This window comes from Acidaminococcus sp. (assembly GCA_022482815.1).
In the GTDB taxonomy this organism is placed as follows: domain Bacteria; phylum Bacillota; class Negativicutes; order Acidaminococcales; family Acidaminococcaceae; genus Acidaminococcus.
The window spans coordinates 404,880-424,354 of record JAKVOM010000001.1; the positions used below are offsets into that span (position 1 = coordinate 404,880).

Annotated in this window: 16 protein-coding genes; 4 read left to right on the plus strand and 12 right to left on the minus strand. The window is 48.7% G+C overall.

The features are described 5' to 3' along the window. Positions 1–165: 165 nt before the first annotated feature. The gene (locus LKE33_01750) at positions 166–1,458 is read right to left on the minus strand and encodes an IS110 family transposase (GenBank protein MCH3949650.1); all 1,293 of its coding nucleotides are present in this window, start codon (positions 1,456–1,458) and stop codon (positions 166–168) included. Positions 1,459–2,708: 1,250 nt separating this feature from the next. Between LKE33_01750 and LKE33_01755 the strand changes: the two genes are divergently transcribed. Next, positions 2,709–3,878 carry an MFS transporter gene (locus LKE33_01755; GenBank protein MCH3949651.1) on the plus strand — a complete coding sequence of 390 codons (1,170 nt, stop codon included), beginning with the start codon at positions 2,709–2,711 and terminating at the stop codon, positions 3,876–3,878. Between the two features lie 513 nt (positions 3,879–4,391). Here LKE33_01755 and LKE33_01760 read toward each other — a convergent pair. From LKE33_01760 to LKE33_01775, 4 genes are all read right to left on the minus strand, one after another. After that, positions 4,392–5,270, minus strand: a complete 879-nt coding sequence (locus tag LKE33_01760; protein ID MCH3949652.1) for a DUF805 domain-containing protein — start codon at positions 5,268–5,270, stop codon at positions 4,392–4,394. Between the two features lie 85 nt (positions 5,271–5,355). Further along, entirely contained in the window at positions 5,356–5,619 is a 264-nt protein-coding gene (locus LKE33_01765) for a hypothetical protein (protein ID MCH3949653.1), read from the minus strand. 234 nt (positions 5,620–5,853) lie between these two features. Next, positions 5,854–6,657, minus strand: coding sequence for a phosphonoacetaldehyde hydrolase (locus LKE33_01770; protein ID MCH3949654.1), 804 nt, complete (start codon positions 6,655–6,657; stop codon positions 5,854–5,856). A 555-nt stretch (positions 6,658–7,212) separates the two neighbouring features. Beyond that, positions 7,213–7,854, minus strand: coding sequence for a lactate utilization protein (locus LKE33_01775; GenBank protein ID MCH3949655.1), 642 nt, complete (start codon positions 7,852–7,854; stop codon positions 7,213–7,215). Positions 7,855–8,113: 259 nt separating this feature from the next. Here LKE33_01775 and LKE33_01780 point away from each other — a divergent pair, with 259 nt between their 5' ends. Beyond that, entirely contained in the window at positions 8,114–8,791 is a 678-nt protein-coding gene (locus LKE33_01780) for a RibD family protein (protein MCH3949656.1), read from the plus strand. 578 nt (positions 8,792–9,369) lie between these two features. Here the strand turns inward: LKE33_01780 and LKE33_01785 are convergent. From LKE33_01785 to LKE33_01795, 3 genes are all read right to left on the minus strand, one after another. Next, the gene (locus LKE33_01785; GenBank protein ID MCH3949657.1) at positions 9,370–9,675 is read right to left on the minus strand and encodes a DUF6506 family protein; all 306 of its coding nucleotides are present in this window, start codon (positions 9,673–9,675) and stop codon (positions 9,370–9,372) included. Between the two features lie 63 nt (positions 9,676–9,738). Next, positions 9,739–10,980, minus strand: a complete 1,242-nt coding sequence (locus tag LKE33_01790; protein ID MCH3949658.1) for a chloride channel protein — start codon at positions 10,978–10,980, stop codon at positions 9,739–9,741. Positions 10,981–11,392: 412 nt separating this feature from the next. Beyond that, entirely contained in the window at positions 11,393–12,256 is an 864-nt protein-coding gene (locus tag LKE33_01795; protein MCH3949659.1) for a PhzF family phenazine biosynthesis isomerase, read from the minus strand. Between the two features lie 215 nt (positions 12,257–12,471). Here LKE33_01795 and LKE33_01800 point away from each other — a divergent pair, with 215 nt between their 5' ends. Next, positions 12,472–13,203 (plus strand): flavodoxin family protein, encoded by a 732-nt coding sequence (locus LKE33_01800; GenBank protein MCH3949660.1) that lies wholly within the window; start codon positions 12,472–12,474, stop codon positions 13,201–13,203. Positions 13,204–13,608: 405 nt separating this feature from the next. Here LKE33_01800 and LKE33_01805 read toward each other — a convergent pair whose 3' ends face one another. After that, on the minus strand, positions 13,609–14,193 hold the full coding sequence (locus LKE33_01805; GenBank protein MCH3949661.1) for a hypothetical protein: 585 nt from the start codon (positions 14,191–14,193) through the stop codon (positions 13,609–13,611). Beyond that, positions 14,186–16,234: a hypothetical protein gene (locus tag LKE33_01810; GenBank protein ID MCH3949662.1), complete on the minus strand. Its 2,049-nt coding sequence runs from the start codon at positions 16,232–16,234 to the stop codon at positions 14,186–14,188. Before LKE33_01810 ends, LKE33_01805 begins: the two co-directional genes overlap by 8 nt. A gap of 288 nt (positions 16,235–16,522) precedes the next feature. On the opposite strand from LKE33_01810, the gene LKE33_01815 reads away from it, so the two are divergent. Continuing rightward, positions 16,523–17,314, plus strand: a complete 792-nt coding sequence (locus tag LKE33_01815) for an Rpn family recombination-promoting nuclease/putative transposase (GenBank protein ID MCH3949663.1) — start codon at positions 16,523–16,525, stop codon at positions 17,312–17,314. Between the two features lie 64 nt (positions 17,315–17,378). Here LKE33_01815 and LKE33_01820 read toward each other — a convergent pair whose 3' ends face one another. Together LKE33_01820 and LKE33_01825 are read right to left on the minus strand one after the other, a co-directional pair. Then, positions 17,379–18,467 (minus strand): NAD(P)H-dependent oxidoreductase, encoded by a 1,089-nt coding sequence (locus LKE33_01820; protein ID MCH3949664.1) that lies wholly within the window; start codon positions 18,465–18,467, stop codon positions 17,379–17,381. Positions 18,468–18,481: 14 nt separating this feature from the next. Further along, a complete protein-coding gene (locus LKE33_01825; GenBank protein MCH3949665.1) occupies positions 18,482–19,465 on the minus strand; it encodes a lactate dehydrogenase in 984 nt (327 codons plus the stop codon). Between the last annotated feature and the right edge of the window lie 10 nt (positions 19,466–19,475).

Consider the following 19,475-nt stretch of genomic DNA (forward strand, 5'->3'; position numbering starts at 1 on the left):
CTACATCCGGCCTTCTTCGAGCGCAGCGAGGAAGAAGCTATCTGGTAATAAGTCAAGTACCTAAAGTGGGTAGTTTTCTTATTCTTTTTCTAAAAAAGGGTATACTTAATAAGACTTTCCTTAATCGTTGAAAAAAAATAAGGAAAATCTGGATAATATTACTTCTTATCTATTTTTTTGTACTACTCCTCTTTGCGGGGAGTAGAGCTGATCATTTGCCAGTAATCTATAGATCAGCCTGGTCAATTTACGACCGGTCAAAGCGAGTGCACGTTTATGCTGATGTGTCTTCACTTCAGCTAATTTTTTGTGGAAGTATTCGGAATAAACTTCATCCTTGTCCTTCACATGGCTGGCGCCTTCGAGTATGTAATATCTCAAGAATGGATTCCCTGCCTTGCTTAATGGAGTTTCTTCCGATTTAAAAGAACCTGACTGGTTCTCGCGCCAAACAAGCCCTGCTTGTTTGGCCAGCGCTTCTTCCGAGTAAAATGCAGTAATGTCCCCAATTTCTGCAATGAGTCCACCGGCGGTGACTGGCCCAATCCCTGGGATTGACATCAAAGCCTCAAAGGCATTGGGATTCAGCCCCCGGATAGTCTTCTTGATAGCATTTTCTATGACCCTGATCTGCTGCTGATAGGTATTGACCAATACGTATGAGGAAGCAATTGCTAACGTAATTGGTTCATCAAACTGCCTGTCCAGGTGATAGGAATTCTCGGCAGCTTTCTTCAAAAGTTCAGCTGCAGCCTTGGGGTCCGGACAAGTATGCTTACTTTCTTTGCAGATGAAATGAATGAGCTCTTCCGTGGGAGTCTCAATAATTTCCTGCGTACTTAGAAAATTAGTGAGTACGGCCGAACTCGTCACTCCGTACATATCGGAGAAGGGACGTTCTCCCTTGGCGAGTAAAGGCAGCTCACTGAATTTGAGAAAAATATTGCTGAGCATATAGTTTTTCTCACGTGCCAGCTCTCTGGTGAAATGGAGACGCTGCCGGGTCAATCTTTGTAAAGCAAGGTATTGACTTCCCCTCCAGGGAGAGGTCGTGATCCGGTTGGCCCTGGCAAAGTCGGCAATGACGAAAGCGTCAATTTTGTCGTTTTTACCCAGGTCGATGAAAGATTTCTTGTAGTTACGGATTGTTTTGGGATTGAGACAAAATACAAGCGTTCCAAAAGGAAGCAACTCCTTACACGTAGAGAGATAGTTGGCAAGATGAATGCCGTACAAGGCTGTGGATTCGAAAGCAATTCGAATCCTGGTAAGATTTCTATGTCCTTTCATGAAGATTAACAACTTCTGGACTAATTCCTTAGTACCGGGTGTGTTGTTTGCTACTGTGAATTTTTCAAGCGGCTTATTGGACTCAAAGTCTAAAAGGGCAACGACGTTATTTCGAGAACCAACGTCGATGCCGACAAAGAGAGTAGTGAGAAAGTCTTTAGTCTTCACTTGAATCACCACCTTTCCGGCTAAGGATGAGAGAAGATAGTCAGGGGTATCCTGATCTCGGCTGCTGACCGCACCCTCGCTAACGAGCGTACACCTGTGAGAATAAAAACGGTACTGGCACCACTCTCGCCCAAGGACGCAATATCTGTGTTCGCGGAATATGGCAACCGAGGCAGGCGTCAAGCTTCTTGAGCGATCACCGATAGAATCGGGTCGCAGGGGGGACCAAAGACGTTGCCTGGCCATAATCTCCATACAGAGATTGTAGCATCAGGATAGTTGACTATGAAGGGAAATGTTTATTTTATGCAAATAAAAAATTCCCCCTCATACGCTATTGTACGAGGAGGGACCGGAACTGAGCGCCAACGATCCGCAAGCGCAGCGCCGCGGGAGTGAGGGGAGCCACTGACTCATTCAACATCCCATCTTCGCACATCTATGCCGTTCTCTCGTTGTCGACAAGGACTGGGCTTACGCCCGGTAAACCGGCGCCTTGTCTCCTAGAGAGAACGGACATATCTGCGTGAATCTGGAGATATTCCATTGAGCCAGCGGCTCCCCACGCCGCGAAGTTTCTCAGAAGCAGCGACGAGAAGGAGCTGCGTGAGCTTCCTATTCGGCCGAAGGCCGCGTTTTTTTATTATTGGTGTCGATTGCCTTGGCAATCGCGCACACGACCGCGGGGGATATTCAGTTAGATAACAAGGAAGGGTTAATTAAAAAGATTTAAACAGCAGCACTCCTTAATGAGGCCAAATCAGAGATTTGGCTCAATGAAATTAGGACGTTGCTTCATCTTTCCCATTCCTGCGCTCAAACTGAATACCCGCCGCAGGAATGTCTATTAGTACTTTTATAACCAGAGAAAGACTAAAAATTTAGTAAAAAATAATAAGATGGTCATCATCCCCCGCAAGCGGGCCCCCTTCCTCAATGTCGCGCAGCGACGTCGAGGAAGGTCCCTAAAGAATATACTGCAGCGATCTTTTTATATTTTTAAGGCAAACCGACGCAGGAGGTTTGCTTCTTTGTGACCTTCTTTCAAGCCGCTCCGCGGCTTCGAAAGAAGGAAGGACCGCAGTCAGCGCTGACGAGAGGAAGCGGTGACGGGTGCGGGGGAAGATAGCTTCTTTTTCTTAACCCAATATCGCTTCCCTTTTCGCAAAGTGCCTTCAATTCTTGCTTTTTCGCTTCTCTGTAGATTAGAATAAAGGCAAGATTTAACCTGCGAAAAGAAGGGATTAACGATGAAAAAGATGGATCCCCACGTCTATCTGTTTAGTCTGGGTCACTTTGCAACAGACTGGGCACAAGGCGGCATCCCGGCGCTGCTGCCTTATTTCATTGCAGCCTGCCATCTATCATATCAGGAAGCGGCCGGCATCATTTTTGCCAACATCCTGCTGGCTTCCGTCACGCAGCCCATCACGGGCTACTACTCCGACCGGATGTCTTTTCCCTGGATTGCACCGTTTGGCGTACTGCTCAGCGGGCTCTGCATTTCTGCCATGGCCTTTACGGATTCCTACTGGGTAATTTTCATTCTTTCCATGCTGTGCGGCCTGGGCAGCAGCTTGTACCACCCGGAAGCAGCCCGCATGATCAATGGCATTGCCGGAGATTTCAAGGGCAAGGCCATGGGAGCGTTTTCCGTCGGCGGCAATGCCGGTTTTGCACTTGGCCCGATTGTCTGCGGACTCAGTGCTTATACCTACGGCATCAAAGGTCTGCTGGTTTTTGGTGTTGTAAACGTACTGACCGCCATCTTCTTACATAAACAAATGCCGGCAATCCAGGCGCTCATTGTGAGTGCCAAAAAGGAAGAAGCTGCCAAGCACACGCAGGCACCGGCCGAAAACGACTGGAAAGCTTTCGGAAAACTGACTTTCGTCATTTTTGCCCGTTCCATCGGTTTTACGCTGTGCAACACCTTCATCCCGCTCTATTGGATCAATGTGCTGCACCAGACGGCAGCTTCCGGAAGCATGGCCTTATCTGTCCTTTTCTCGATGGGTGTCGTAATTACTTTCATAGGAGGAATCCTGGCTGACCGGTTCGGGTTCATCCGCATCCTGCGTGTTTCCTTCTTCGTGATGGTACCTGCCACGTTCTTTCTCGTAAACAGCGCCAACGTCTGGCTTTCTTACGCCCTCCTTGTCCCGACAGCGCTGTCTTTATTTGCGCCGTACAGTGCTATCGTCATCCTGGGGCAGACCTACCTCGGTAAAAATATCGGCTTTGCCTCCGGCGTCACTCTGGGACTCAGCGGTACGGTGGGCGGTCTGGTTTCTCCTCTCGTCGGCTGGGGTGCTGATAAATGGGGCATCCAGCCGGCACTGCAGGTTCTTTGGGTTGTCGCCTTGATTGGCTGCATTTTTGCATTCTTTGTGCCTGCTCCTAAAGCTTGGAAGGAGTAATTAAAAGCACCTCAGACAATCTGGTACTCGGCTGGCCTCGCACGCATCTTGTCTGAGAGCTTTTTCTAAGGAAACTTTTTCTGTCCAGCGCAGAAATATGGACGCATCTACTGTGTCAGGCGGACTTAGGAACCACTCGATATACTATTTTTGTATTATCTCGGGTTCCTAAGCCCGCCTTCCTTGTATCTGCGCCCATCTTCTGTGCCGTCCATAAAAAGAAAAGGAAATATTTAGTGTGAAATGGAGTAAGGTGTGACGAAAGCTGCTTATTACGCATCTGCGACTGTCTTGCAGCAGAGTCCATCAGAAACAAATAAGGCCGCCTTTGGCGGCCAGCAGAAAAGTAGTTTTGGTCTGAATTTAAAAGACTGCTTTTATATTTTCAGAGCAAAATTGCCGCAGCAATTTTGCTTCCGCGGGCGGAATACGGACGGCGGATTGCGGGCGGCGAAAAAAAGGACTGCGAAACAATGGGTAACCAGTGTTTCACAGTCCCTTTTTATTTTTAAATTACCACAAGCCTTCCCTCAGCAGCGGATCCGGCCCATACTGATTCGGTCCCCGCTCTCCTTCAAAGAAGAGAATCTTGATACCCACATAAATGTTGTAAAAAGGCACAAACAGGAACAGGATGTAAGTGCCTGGTTTACCGAGGTCATGGCAGCGGCGGATGTCTATCATCACACCATAAACGCCGGCCGCAACGGTAACAATCAGACCAATCAATATCAAAAGCGTACTATCGGATGCACAGAGAGTCGAAAATACAGAAGAAACGAATCCGGCAATCAGACTTCTCACCCAGAAGCGTTTTCTGTTCAGCCGGCCCACGGTCGTAAAATCGGCCTTGACTTTATCGATAAAGGATCCTTCCACCGGTTGGTAAGGAGGTACTCCAAACCCGCCGTTCTGTCCCTGCTGATACGGCGGAACCTGTCCGGGCCCCGCCTGTCCGTAAGGCGGAGGCGTTTGCTGATATCCGGCTTGCTGATACGGAGGCTGCTGCGGATTCGGAGCCTGCTGACGCGGTGCCGTTTGTCCCGCTGCGCCGGCTTGATGCAGTGCTTCAGGCCGATATAAAGGTACCTGCTTTTGCGGTGTCACTTTCGCCTGCTGCGGCTGCGGATTGTCTGTCTTCTGTGCTGCAGCGGGTGACGCCTTCTGTTCTGCAGTAGATGCCGGCTGCGGATTGTCCGCTTCCTGCCCTGCAGCTGGTGCCGGCTGTGGTTTTGCCGTTTGCTGCTCGGCGGCTGGTGCCGGCTGCGGATTTACTGCAGGCGCCGGCTGTGGGTTCACCGGCTGCGAATTTGCGATGGGCGCACCACAGAAACCACAAAATTTATCGGTCGGTTTGACGGGATGTCCGCAATGGGAACAAAAATTGGCCATGAATGCAACTTCCTCTCTGCTGTTATCAATTCAGAATACGTAAACTACGGCACTATCATTATACTCGTTTTCTGCTCTTACTTCATCATGGTCTTACAGAACTTGTCATCAGAACAACCACGGCAGTCCCCAGCCAGGCCGGCTGTACGGCGTACTGACGAAAAGACTTTTCAATCTTGGCAGCAAATGTCTCATCCGGGGTTCTTTCGTAACCGGCAAAGCTCCCCTGCTGCTTTCCCGTGACAATGCCGTCAAGAGGCATCGCCGACACCGGCTGCAAAGTCCCAAAAAACACCATCATAGCAGCGGCAAGTACAATACCGCAGCGCTTCACTTTGTTTGTTCTCATACTGCTCTCCTCCACTCCTACAAACAAGCAACCTACTTTTCTGCAATAATGATGAACCGTGTTTTACAATATATTAAATTTTTATTGATTATTTGTAGCTTTATGTTAGCAAATTATAGGAATGGAGTCAAGAAAAATCAGGTACATGTCTTTGACTTCAGCATATGTACCCGACAAAAGATTTCTTTAATGACTCCGAGGAAATAACGCGCAGCACCCCGCCGCAGCCTTTATTTACTTACCTTGGATTTTCCTTATCACATCCACAAGCTCTGTCACATTGCGGATAGCAAAATCAGCCCCGACTTCCGCATAAACTTCCAACGCGCGCTGGCGGTATTTGCTGAGTTCACTCTTCGACAGGGCGTTATAGTGCGCCTCATCCAGCCCCATGACGGCGCTGCCGTCGAGTATGCCGACGGTCCAGGCTCCGGCAGCCTGTCCTTCCTTGATGTCCTCCACCGTGTCGCCCACTTTAATAATCTGGTGCACATTCATGAGTCCCAGTTTTATCATATTCAGGAAAATCATATACGGATACGGACGCCCCTTCCCCATGGCCGCATCCGATGTAAGTGAGCAGTCCGCTGTAAATCCCTGCTGCTCGGCAATCGGCAAAAGGATATGCAGCATTTGATTATTGTATTCCGTCGTTGTTCCGACTTTAATACCGGCTTCCCGCAATTGTCTGGTGATATACAGGATGCCAGGTTTAATCTGGGCCGTTTCCTTCAGGCTCGCTTCAAAATTTTTATCGAGAGACATATAAATCTTTTCGACATCGTCCTGATTCCAGGCTTTTCCCCAGGTACGTTCCCATTCCCGGCTGATCCGCCTCGTTCCCAGCATATTACGGATATGGTCATATCGGGTAAGTTCCAGCGAATTACGGGCTTCATCTTCCGTAACGGGAACGCCGCACTCTTCAAAACTTTTCATATAGGCACGAATCGGTGCCATCGCTCCAAAGTCCAGAATCGTCCCCGACCAGTCAAAAATAACGCCTGTAATCTTTGTGGTTTCATCCCAATTGTGCATACCCGGATCCTCCTTAACTTGGCTTTAAGCATACCGCCTCTCTGTAAGAAGGAGATATATGGAATGTAATGTTTTGGTAAAAGGAAGGGAGGAAGAAAAAAGCTGTGGCGCTTCGCGCGGAAAGAAAGCTGAGGAGCTGTGGCTGCCGAAGGCAGCGGGCCTGCGGCAGCGTGGAATAAAATAATTTGAGCGCAGCGAGGAAAAAGGACGAAAGAACAGCGGGCATTCCCCGAAGCAATTCATATATTGGGACAAAACGAGGAAAATAGTTTAAAGAATTTTAAGGGCCATCACCCACCGCTTTCCGGAAGGCCCGATGGCATCGGTCCTTCCTGCGGTCCTCCCTCTTCAATGCCGCGCAGCGGCGTCGAAGAGGGTCCCTAAAGAATTTACAGTGAATGATAGCTTCTTTTATCCCCTTCGCCTCATCTGGATAAAATAAAACCACCTACAGTCAATCTACCATAGGTGGTTTTATTTTTTATTTGGCAAACTGCCTCGCAGTTTGCTTCCTACACAGCGACACGCGACCGGCGACCAGCGACCCGCATTTTTTTAGAATCCCAAATCCTCATTCACCAGAATAATCTTCATTCTTCCCGGATGATTGGAAAAACGGGTAATCAGGAAGTTGCAGCAGAGGCTTTCCGGTGATTTGCAGTTGGCGCAGGATCCGTTCATATTGCAGGGCGTCTTTGCCGTCGTGAAGCGCTGGGCGTTAATCGGTGCCGCCACATTGCGCACGCGGTAGAGCGCATGATCCACGTCTTTGGTGACCTTATTCATCCCCACAATCATAATGACATGTTCCGGTCCATAAGCCAGGCTGGATACCCGGTTGGAATTCCGGTCCACATTGACCAGTACGCCGTCTTCGGTAATGGCATTCGTACTCGCCAGATAGTACTGGCACGTGTACGACTTCAGCATGACGGCACGCTTTGCCTCCGGCGTCTTTTCCACGTCACGGTTATAGACCGTATAATTGCCGTCGATTACAGCCTGTTTCAATCCGATTTCCGAAATGGACATCGAACCGCCCCAGGTGACACTGGATCCTTCCGGAATCAATTCCAGCGCCTTTTTCAGTGCTTCTGCTTTCGTCTCGACAAAATAGCCTTCCATCTGACGGGAAGCAAGGCCGGCAATGACCTTTTTGGCAAGCTTGCGGTTTCTCTCACGTTCGAACTCGACCATAATGCTCTCTCCTTTCAAGGCAGAAAACAGTTCCCTCTTATCATTTTCTATTATATCAACTCGGACAGATTCCCGATAGCCAGAAAAATAGAGAAAATAGTCTACAGTGCCCGCCAATTTTTCTCTTCATTCTCTGTCTGGCAGGATTTTCTTTGTATGCCTTTAAAGCATAATTCTATATAAAAGGTAAGTATTAGACATCATTCCTGCTTCCTACTATACTCAAAGCAGTGAGAATTATAGAGGAGGATTTGCAATAATGAACAGACCCCATATCATTTGCCATATGATGATGTCGCTCGATGGCCGCATCGACTGCGGCATGACCGTAAAGATTCCCGGCAACAAAGAATATTATAAAACGCTGAGTGCCCTTAATGCGCCTTCGCTCCTGAATGGCCGCGTTACGGCTGAAATGGAGATTTCCGAAAAGGGTCATTTCACGCCGAGTCACCCGGAAGCAAAAGCACAGCCCGGCTTTTCCAAAAAGCGTGACGCTGAGGGCTATCAAATTATTTTGGACAGCAAAGGCACACTTTTGTGGAAAGACAACACTGCTTCCGAATCGCCGCTTATCGTCGTTGTCACTGAACGGGCCTCTCAGGAATACCTGACATATCTGGACGGCCGCCACATCTCCTGGATTGTCAGCGGTAAAAATCACGTCGACCTGAAGAACACCGTTGAAATTCTCTACAAAGAATTTGGCGTCAAGCGCCTCATGATTGGAGGCGGCGGTACTATTAACGGAGCCTTCCTGGATGCCGGCCTTCTTGATGAAATCAGCATCCTGCTGAGTCCGGCCATCGACGGCCGCAAAGGCATGGTTTCCGTCTTTGACGGCATCGCCATGGACCGCGAACCTGTGACTTTAAAATTAAAAGATGTCACCCGTTACCAAAATGGTGCTCTGTGGCTGCGGTACGATGTGGAGTAAACACGCTGGCCGCGGGTCGCTTGTCACCGGTCGCTCTGTAGGAAGCCAAGATGCCGGAGGCACTTGGCGGAAGTAAATCCCACCTTCTGCCGCCTGCAGTTCTGTTGACAGCAAACTGCCGAAGGCAAAAAAAGACTGGCTGCAGGATTCCTATGAGGCTGCTTAACTTTGGTTATCCGGGCAGCGCCAGAGTAACTTTTACGATGGCAGTACTGCCCTGGTAATAAAATCATCTTTTTTCCCTAAAAAGAGGCTGTGAAATAATGCACACCATTATTTCACAGCCTCTTTTACGCAGGTCGCCGGTCGCTAGCCGCGGGTCGCTCTGTAGGAAGCAAAACAACAAGTGGTTTGCAGATAACAAAAATGAAAAAAGGGCGCTTTTGGCTTTCAGCTCATGGCATTTAGCCTCGTCTGCAGCAGTGTGGTAAGGCTTTTGATTCAAAGAAAAATAAAACCTAAAATTTAGGTTTTCTGCTAAATTTTAGGTTCTTATTTTTATAAGTTTGTAGAAAAATGCCTTGGCAATTTTTCTTCCACGGGCGACCCGCGACCAGCGGCCAGCGACCAGCGTGTCTTTATTTTCCAAACACGTCGTCGCCGCTCTTAAATTCGAGTCCGGGATGAAAATCAAAGCGAACGGCACCCACAGCAACGCCGGGGCCTACGGCTTTCTTGATTCTTGCCAGACCTTCGACGCCAAAGCCCGCGCACAGTTCAATAGCCGTGCAGCCTTTGGCTACGAGGTCTTTGGCTGCCTTTTCAGCCGCGGCATAATTAGGTACGCCGACAACGTTCATATTCATATTTGTCGAAGGGATTTCGGCATGCTGCCGCATGGGATCAAGTCCAGGAAATAGATAAATAAAACCTGCTTCAAACATAGGTCATTCCTCCCTTACCTATAACAATCTTTCCGTCTCTATTATAACGCAAATTGTCCATTTCTACCGACCGATTCTTGCTCCGACGATAGCCGCCAGCGCCATGGGAACAATAATGCGGACCGGAAAGCACAGCAGCAGGACAGCCACCACGAGAACCGGCTTTTTAAAGATAGTCCCGCACGTGGCGGCACTCACAGTGGTAATCGCAAAAAGCGGTATCACTCCGGTAAGCGCGGTAAGTCCATACCCCAGGGAAATGGCACTGTACACGATGGGAAAAATGCTGCCGCCCTTCCAGCCAAAAGCAAGACAAAGCGTCGTGCCCAGTATTTTGGTAACAGCCGTCGCAAAAAGCAGCGTCACCGGCAGCGCCGTCCACATATGAGAAAGCGGCAGAAGCTGAGGGCCGCCGCTGAAAAGATTATGCGGATTCATAAGCCCCAGCGCAGCCATGATAGCTCCGGCAATCAGGCAGGAAAGAATCCGGCGGTCTTTCACAGGTGCCGCAATTCGCTCGGCAGCCCGTCCGAAAAACTGAAACAGATGACCCAAGCAAATTCCGCCCACTACAAAGAGCGGAAAATACTTCCATTCGTTAAGCCCGTTCCAGCGTTCCCAGCGGAGCTGCGGCAGTCCCGCCCCGCCGCCGGTCAGCCGCGTCAGCAGAACGGCCGCGATGACGCCCGCTAAAATACCGAACCCATAGAGAAACCTTTTGATGAGTTTTCGTTCCTTCACGGAAAAAAGATACGGTTCTTCCATGAGGGCTGCCGTTTCTTCTGTAACATGCCGGTAAGGCAGAGAAGCCAGTACGCCAAAAGTCGGCATGCGGCCTATGAGTACGCTGTGACGCAGTGCTGACACTGTATACCGCAGTCTGTCCCCAATGCGGCAGCAGGCCGTCGTGATAATGCCCGTGAGACCCGCTTCGGGTCCAAGGGAACCGCCGCTGTAGAGCGGCAGCAGGACGGCCGTAATAAGAAGAGGCACTCCATGTGATTCGTAGATACCCTCTTTTTTAAGATGCGCCATGACCTCTTTCATAGTATCGGGCAGGATGCCAAAGTGACGCTGAAAAATTCCGATAAGCAGCCCGCCTCCGAGACAAACCGTAACAAGATGGAGTGCGCGGTGGTCGAAAAAAGTGGGAAGTACTTTCCAGAAAAAGAGCATGCCAATGTGCAGCAGTTTCAAAAAGGCCCAGACAATCGCCCCGGCCGCACTGCCTAAGAGAAAAATATAAACGGCCAGGATCGCAGTCAGCCGAATTTTTTCTTTAGTCGATAAAGTAGGTGCAGACATGGTAGCGTCTCCTTTGGTGGATATTGAATGATACTATATATTATATAGGAGAAGCATAGAATTAGACAATGTGTCGCGGCTGAAACGCTGAAAAAAGCGGGAGTAAAAGAAGCTATCCCTCCATCGAAACCAAACCTCCTGCGTCGGTTTGCCCAAAAGAAAAATAAAAGAAAAATAGAGGGTCATCACCCACCGCTAATCGGAAGGTCCGATACCATCGGGCCTTCCTGCGGTTCCCCCTCTTCAATGTCGCGGAGCGACGTCGAAGAGGGTCTCTGCGGAAAATTTTTGGTAGCTCTTTTAAATTAATTTGGCAACGCGAAGCATTGCACCCACAAGCGACACGCGACCAGCGACCGGCGTAAAAGGGGCTGTGAAAAAATGCGTATGCATATTTCACAGCCCCTTTTTATCATTTATCCACTATTTCCGCGCTGCCGCGCACGCGCGTTTCCGTGATTTTTCCGTTCTCTACAAGAATATCCGACCCGATATGACTGGGGCGGCCCATGGCAAATCCCTGATAGATTTCGAAGGTATGCCAGCCATCTGCCGGATTCTTCTGATTGAGCACCAGATAGGCACCCAGGGCGGAAGCCGCCACGCCCGTTGCCGGATCTTCATCGTAGCCGGCATGCTTCGGGAACTGCCGGTCATAATAAACATTTTCTCCTTCTTCCGGTGCCGGTGCAAAAGGACAAAAGCCCGTAGTTTCGTACTTCTCGCAGAGCTCCCTGAGATAAGGGAAGTCCGGCTGCAGTGCATTCAGGATTTCCTTGCTGCGCAGCGGCACCATCAGTTTGAAGCGCGAGGTAGAAACTGACTCAACAGGCCCTTCGCCCAGGTCACTTTCCTTGATGCCAAGAGCGCGGCAGAGTTCTTCCTTCGTAGGAGCGAGTTTTTTGACTTCCGGCAGAAACTGTTTCACAGCGACAGCAATGTCATCGCCGTTTTTCGTCCAGTCGATGCGAATCGGCCCCAGCATGGTTTCCGCATAAAAGGGCGACCGTTTCACCCGGCCTTCTTGAATCAGCACCGTCGAGGTTCCAATTGTATCGTGCAGGCACATCTCCGTTTCCTGAAGCGGCATGAAGTACCGATACCGTACATCACAATCCGGCCGTGTCGGTTTCAATACGAAGGAAGATTCATAGCCAAACTTTTTGGCCATAGCAAGCATTTCTTCCGTTGTCAGTTCATCCGCATCGAGCGTCACGGGATCCGGGTTGCCGCCGCCCTCTGCGGCCTTAAATACCACCGTATAAATCGTCTTCATAGGCCCACTCCTCTCATCACATCTTAGTGAATCTTCCCCTATTATACCGCGCCGCCGTGAAGAACTGTCAATGACAATATCTGCCGCTTAACAGTGTGCATGCCGCGCATTTCCCTGCTATAATCTAGCTAAAGAAATACCGCGCCGGGCCTCAGTGCTGCGCGCGGTTCCATCCTGTTTTGCCAATAAGTACAAGTCAGAAATGAGGCAAGCCTATGAAAATCACCATACTCAACGGTTCCCCGCGCAAAGGAAAAAGTATCACAAGAATGCTGTCCGGCCTTTTACTAGACGGCCTGCAGGAATCATCTGCCAAAGAGGCAGAGATTCAGGAGATTGCCCTCTATGAGAAAAATGTCGAACCCTGCAAGGCAGACTTTTCCTGCTGGTTCCGCAAACCAGGCGTCTGTATCATCAAAGACGACGCCAAAGAAATTTATGAAACGATGCAGCAGTCCGACCTCTGTATCTGGTCTTTTCCGCTCTACTGTTTCGGAATCCCGGCAAAGGTCGTGACCCTCTTCGAGCGCATCCTGCCCTGGATCAGCCCCGAAATCACGAGAGATGCTGACGGCCGGATTTCCCATCCCGGTCTGGGCGGCGGCTGCCGCCACATTCTCGTCATGAGCGGTGCCCTCCCCAATGTGGATGACAATTTCACGGCAGCCGTATTGCGTTTTCGCCGGATGTTCGGAAACAGCGTACCCTGCATCTGCTGCGGCGAATCTTCCCTGTTCCTCTATCACAAATCAGAAGCCATCACAAAGCTCACCGATGACTACCGCCAGCTGATGCAAAAGGCAGGACACCTATTAGGAGAGACAGGACAGATTCCCGAAGAAATACAAAAAGAACTTAATAAGCCCATCATGCCGGTCGAAGAGTATATTAAATTTACGAATGACCGGTGCCGGCCGTTTGTGGAAAGAAGAAAAAAGCGCGAGTAAAGTAAAAAAGCGCATTTGGCATTTTGCCGCGTTCGCGGCAAGAAGTGGTTAGTGGCTAGTGTCTAGTGGCTAGTACAATCGTGCGGGCATCTTCCTTGGCGGATTCTTGAGATAAAATGCAATCGACAGCTAGTTAGAGACAGGCAGCAATTTAGATATATGTCTGTTTTATAAAAATAGGACTGTAAAGGAATAATTACCATTTCTTCACAGTCCTAGTCCTATTTTTGATTGATACGTAAAGAGTCTTGCGACACTATCACGCTTATTAAATAATCGTAATTCAGGATTTTCAGTTAACAAATAAACAATCTCCCCTTAGAATCATTGGGTACCCCAAATATTCCAAGAGGAGAAAAGGCAAACAAAATAGACACAACAGTTTCAAAAGATTACCGAGTCTCTCTATACAATCTTGCGAACGATAACGGGCTGCGCATTGACTACTTCGTAATCTTTGACCAGGTGATAAAACGTACCTTTTTTCAATTTCGTTTTCTTCATAAATTCCACAGCCGAAATTTTCTTATCTTTCCACTGCCAGTACAATTCATCCCAGCCTTCCGGATAAGGAATCTTTTTACGCCCGCGGCCCGGTACTTTCAGCCGGATATCACTAAGGTTTGAAGCTCGTTCCTTGGCATAGCACTCAAGCAACACCCGAACCACAGCATGATTCACTTCAGTGAAAGAAAATACGAAAGTAGATGGGTAGTCAAGTACGCCCACCATGATGCCTCTTTCCAGAAAGCCATTGATTTCCTTCGTGACCGTACGACAATCGTCGCTGATATCCGTCAGCGAGAGGAAAACCAAGATTCCCTTATTGGCTTCTGTATCTTTTTTTAGTTTCTGATAGTTGATTAAATCGCGCTCCGAATCCATATAGATATAGCATTTTCCTTCTTTTTCATGCGGCAGCAAAGAAATTGCCTGCGTTACGAGGTCATCGGACTCTGCTATTTTCTTGTAAATCCAAATTTTATTCATTCGTAATAGCCTTTCTTATACGAGAAAGCAATCCAGGTCGTTCAAACCGGATTTCCGTATAAAGTTCTGTTTTCTCCAAATTCAAGCGAATCTTGTTACCGATAACCGCGCGTTCCATTCCAGCGGGCAATTCACGAAACCGTTTAATCAATTTCTCTCTGTCTTGGGGCGTAGTTAAATCAATAATCAATTCATTTTTATTTTCATTGACAGTAAAGATTTCAGGCGAAATATAATAAAGGTCTTTTAATAACTTAATGGCTTGTTCTGAAACAATACTATCTCCCATATAGTCATTCCAGGTAAAAATACGGAATTCTTCGGGTATTTCGATACCACATTCTGTCATTAAATCGCTAATGATCGTAGATGAAATCTTGTAGATATCCGGCTTAAACACTTCATCAGGATCCGGGTTCTTAAATTTGCGGATGATTTCCTGCACGGCTGGAAGCATTTTGGCCCAATATGCTCGGCAAAAAGCATTGGTCATCTTTTTACGGAGGGCAACGATTTCTCCCTCCAGCGCCGAAGCCATAGTCTTGGACAGTTGGTTATTGACGTGAATGACGATAAGCCGTTTGGAAACCTCCGGCCTGATACTTTCAATATTGTTGGCACTAAATAGGAAAGTAGGATGATTCAAATATCCCTGGGTAATCAGCCATCTGTCACCTTTCGTAATATCAGAAGCGTACCGCCAGCGGGAATTATTGATATCATCAATAAGAATCGGGCAGCCTTTCACCTGAGTGCACAGCGCAGGCATGGCCGTATCTTTAGTCGAGAAGAATTTAGCATCCAGCGCTGTCGGAAGGATACCGAGAACCAGTTTCTGAACCGTCTTTAACAGCTGCGTCTTTCCGTTGTCACTGGGGCCGTATAGCAACAGATAAATAGGGAAGAACCGCGTAGAAACTTCAGCCAGGCTGCCATAGTACCGGAGTGCGGCAAAAAACGGAGAGACAAAAGCATGCACAAGGATGCGCCAGGCTTTTTCTTTTACGCTTTTGGGATCCCCCGTGAACTTGTCAAATCCATCAATGTACTGCAGCCAGCAATGAATATCCGACCTCACTTCATCAAGTGAAGGTGCCAAATCCTGTACGGTATCATTGATAATGATTTTATCATGTTCATAATCGATTTCAAGTTGCGGACAGGTTCTTTGCTTCGCTTTTCTTTCGATACATTGCTTTCGAGAAAACTGAATCATATTCGTTACCTTTTCAAGAGTAAATAAAGTACCATCCGCTTTTATTGAAGGCCGTAGGCTGGCTGCTTTTAAAAGCTCACTCATTGTCTTACTTATTGTACCCACCGTAAAAGCATATTTTGTTTCTTCTGTCGGTACGTCGTGAATGACAATCGCTTCTTTGACTTGCTGCAACTTTTTAATCATGGGAATATCTTCTATATTGGAGCCATCTTCTTTGATTTTTTTCGCTTTATAGGAAATTTCGTCAGTAGAAAGATCCTTCACACTTTCAAAAGCATCACACTGCAGCCTGTAGTATTCCGGATCATCACAGACGCTGTAATTTTCAATCTGTGAACCGTCCCAGGCTCGCGTGGAAGCATTGGCCGAAGCAAAAATGACCCGGGTTTTGCCGTCATTTGCTTTAAGAAGATAGAGCTTCGCATGGGCAATGATGTCTCTGGCTACATACATATGAAACGTATGTTCCGCCATTCGCGCCTGTAGATAAGATTCCTGGCATACGAAATTGGTCACAACCGTCTGCGTTGCCAATAATTCAGCAGAATCGGCACGAATAGATACTGGATTTACGATGACTTCCCCTGTATCAAAAAGCCGCATTAACTGTGAAATATAAGGCAAGCCAAACGAATAGGTAATGATCTTGATATCATTAAATCCACTGAAGGCCTCCTGCCAGGTCATCTTTTCAGAACTCAGAAAGTGCATAAACTCAAATCCGAGCAGGCCATTTGCCCGTGGATTGTCGTCATCCTTTTCCCAATTCTTCACGTCATTAGTAAACAAGCTCAATTCCGGATTTTTCTTTTCTTCCATCATAAACACCTCCATGTATGTCCAAAAAATATGATTTATAAATGGATACTTTTAGTATAATAAGTGTTTAAAAATTAATCAATAAAAATGGACACATAGAGCAAAAAAAATCTAGAATCATGTTTGGAAACTGAAACTACTTTAAACAGCAGCTTTGACCTATATAACCCCATTGTCTCCTTCACCACCGCAAAAGGTCCATTCACCACAGGGACCCCTTACGTTTTGTCTCGTTTCTGGTAAGATAACCCTATATGTAATAGCAATCTTATACAGAAACGAGGTTTTTCAATGAAACTAATCAAACCTTTTGACGAACTCACAATCCAGGATAATTTCATGTTCAAACGTGTCATGCAGAACAAAGAGCTCTGCAAAACCTTGATTGAGAAGCTCCTGCATATCAAGGTGAAGGACATCACCTACCCCACAGAGAATAAAGCAATCAATATGCTCCTGCCATCAAGAGGTGTCCGGGTGAAAGTCCACGTGGGAGATGATACCGACAAAATCTATGATGTTGAAATGCAGTGTACTTACGACAGCACAAATCTTCTGGTAAAATATATGCGCCACGAGGAAGACCTCATGACCGACGAGCAAATCAGAAATGGCACGCCCTGCGAAGAGCTGAACGACACTTATATTATTTTTATCTGTACCTATGATCCTTTCAGCAACGGGCTGGCAAAATACGAATTTGGTTTCCGTTGCAAAGAAAATCCCAAATTAGATTTAGATGATGGGCAAACAGAAATCTTCCTGAATGCAAAGGGTGCCGATGCAGCCCAGGACCCGTTTCTTGCTGCCTTTCTCAGGTACGTAGACGGAAAAGATATGGCCATCACAGATCCTTTCATCGAAAAACTTGATGAAGAGGTTGCCTTTGTTAAAAAGCTTGGCCAGGTGAGAAGAGAGTATAGGCTCCTTGCTGATGAATTCGACCGATGGGCATTAGAATGGCAGGAGCGTGAAAGACTGAGAATCACTAAAAATATGTTCAAAGCTGGGTTCTCGGACGAACAAGTCATGCAGGCGACATTCGATAAGATTGACCTCGATGCCAAGCATCCCGAAGACTAAATAAAAAACGGAGTATACGCTTCCACTACGAAACGTATACTCCGTTTTATTTTTTTAGTCCCTATCAGCCCAAAATTCTCCCTGCCATTTCTTTCGCTCTTTCTTCAATCCCTTCGCACTGCAGGATGCTGCCGGGGTCGTTGGCAGTTTCCATGAGGGCAAAGTGAGGCGGCAGGATGAAGTGTTTGTTGCAGTTCATGGCGTCGATGACTTGCTCTGCCACGATGTCGCCGCCGCTGTAGCCGGAGACGACGAGGGCAAAGACGCGCTTTTTAGCGAATTCCTTGAAGTCCGACCGGAAGAGCGCGGTCATGCGGTTAAAGAAAGCCATGATGTTGGCGCTGACGGAATCGTTATAGTTAGGGCAGCAGAAGATCAGGGTGTCGCTTTCGCGGATAGCGGGATAGCCTTCTTCCACCATGACGCCGCCGTAAAAGCAGTCACCTTTTTCACCGAAGTGGAGGCAGGCTTCATAGCTGCAGCCCCGGCAGTCCACGACGGAACCGTTGCGCAGGCTGACTTCCCGGATGTCGGCCCTACCTTCCATATGCTTGCGAATCATGCTCCAGAGGAGCAGCGTATTGGACGTCTTGCGGCTGCTGGCATGGAAGAAAGCAAGCTTGTGCTTTCCGCCTTCCGGCGCCGGCGCGCCTTCAAAGCTGAGGAGCTGCTCCACCAGTTTCTTTACGGCGTTTTCGTAGGCGCGCAGGTTGACGATGCCCTGCAGCTTGGCCCGGATATTGAAGTTATACAGGGACCCGGTCGCTTCCACAAGCGGTGACCCGGGGAACCCGCAGCCCGACCGGTTGGCGATGAAGATCATCTCCCGGCCGGCTTTTTTGGTAAAGAGTTCTTCCGCGCCGTCGACAACGACACTGCCGATGCAGTTTTCCAGGCAGTGATGGTGCTGGGAAATATACGCGATGATACGGGCGAAATCGACGCTGATGCCGCCGCGTGCCAGATTCACAACAAAAAGTACGCGGCGCGGCTCACCCGCCTTCCTTTCCTCCTCATCCGGAAAGTGAAGTTCAAAATCTGCAAGGCTGGACACGGTGGCACAGTCAATACCAGCGAGTGCCTTGGCAAGGACGCCGTCGACGCGCCGGGTATCCCTGCCCTCTTCCCAGCCCATTTTAACGACATAAAGCATGGTAAAGCCTTCTTTCACGCGTTGCACAAGTTCAGATAGGCGTTCTTAATCCGCGCGTAGAGTTCAGGACACAAGTCGGCGTCTTCATATTCAAAGCCTTCTTCGGTCAGGCGGTTCTTGACGCCCAGGAAAGCACCGCGCTTCCCGTCGCCCAGATAGAGGGAGCCGTAGTGCCATTCGCCCCGCAGGGTCAGAAGAATGGAAATGGCTGCACTCGAAAGGGCCGGTGCAATGTAGGGTTTATATCCAAGGTCACGCACGGCAAGGTTGCAGGTTACGACTTTTTGGGTCAGTTCCCGCGACAGTTCATCGTTGTAATGGGTCAGGCTGTCGGCGATGACAAGGTCCTGGCCATGCGGTCCGAAAGCCCGTCCTTCTGTCAGGTAGTGCGTCATGCGCGGATCTTTTTCGGCATAGTAGCACGCCCGGGCATTCATGACGCCGAGGCCGAAGCCCGATACCTGATAGGGTTTAAGACCGGAGCTTTCCAGAAAGGCACGGCACAGGTTGTCCACGGGGTCGGAAACAATGCAGGCAAGGCCTTTGAAGTCCGCTGCTTTGGCAAGGGCTCCGAAGTGCCGCACGAGCTCACTGTTGGCCGCCAGCTGGGCCATCCGCACGTCTCCTTTGACGCCGATGGGAGGGATGCCTTTCGACGCGCAGAAGATAAAGACGTCGCAGTCAAAAAGGTTTTTCTCCTCCACAATATCGACTTTCGGCAGTACCCGCTCGCCCGTAGCAAAAGGATAACGAATCTGGTTCATTTCGATTTCAAGACGCTGCAGGTTCTTCGTATTGAGGTCGCAGATGCCGATAGAAGCAATCTTGTCAGACCCCAAGAGGCGCAGCCCGATGAGCATCGTCCTGCCCACGTCCCCCAGGGCCAGGATATGGACGCGGTTCTTCTCCTTGAGCGCCGGCCGTCCCGTAAGCGGCAGGGTTTCCTTTACGCCTGCTTCCGCCGGCAGGTCACTGATATGATAAAGTCTCTTTTCCATGAGTCTATGC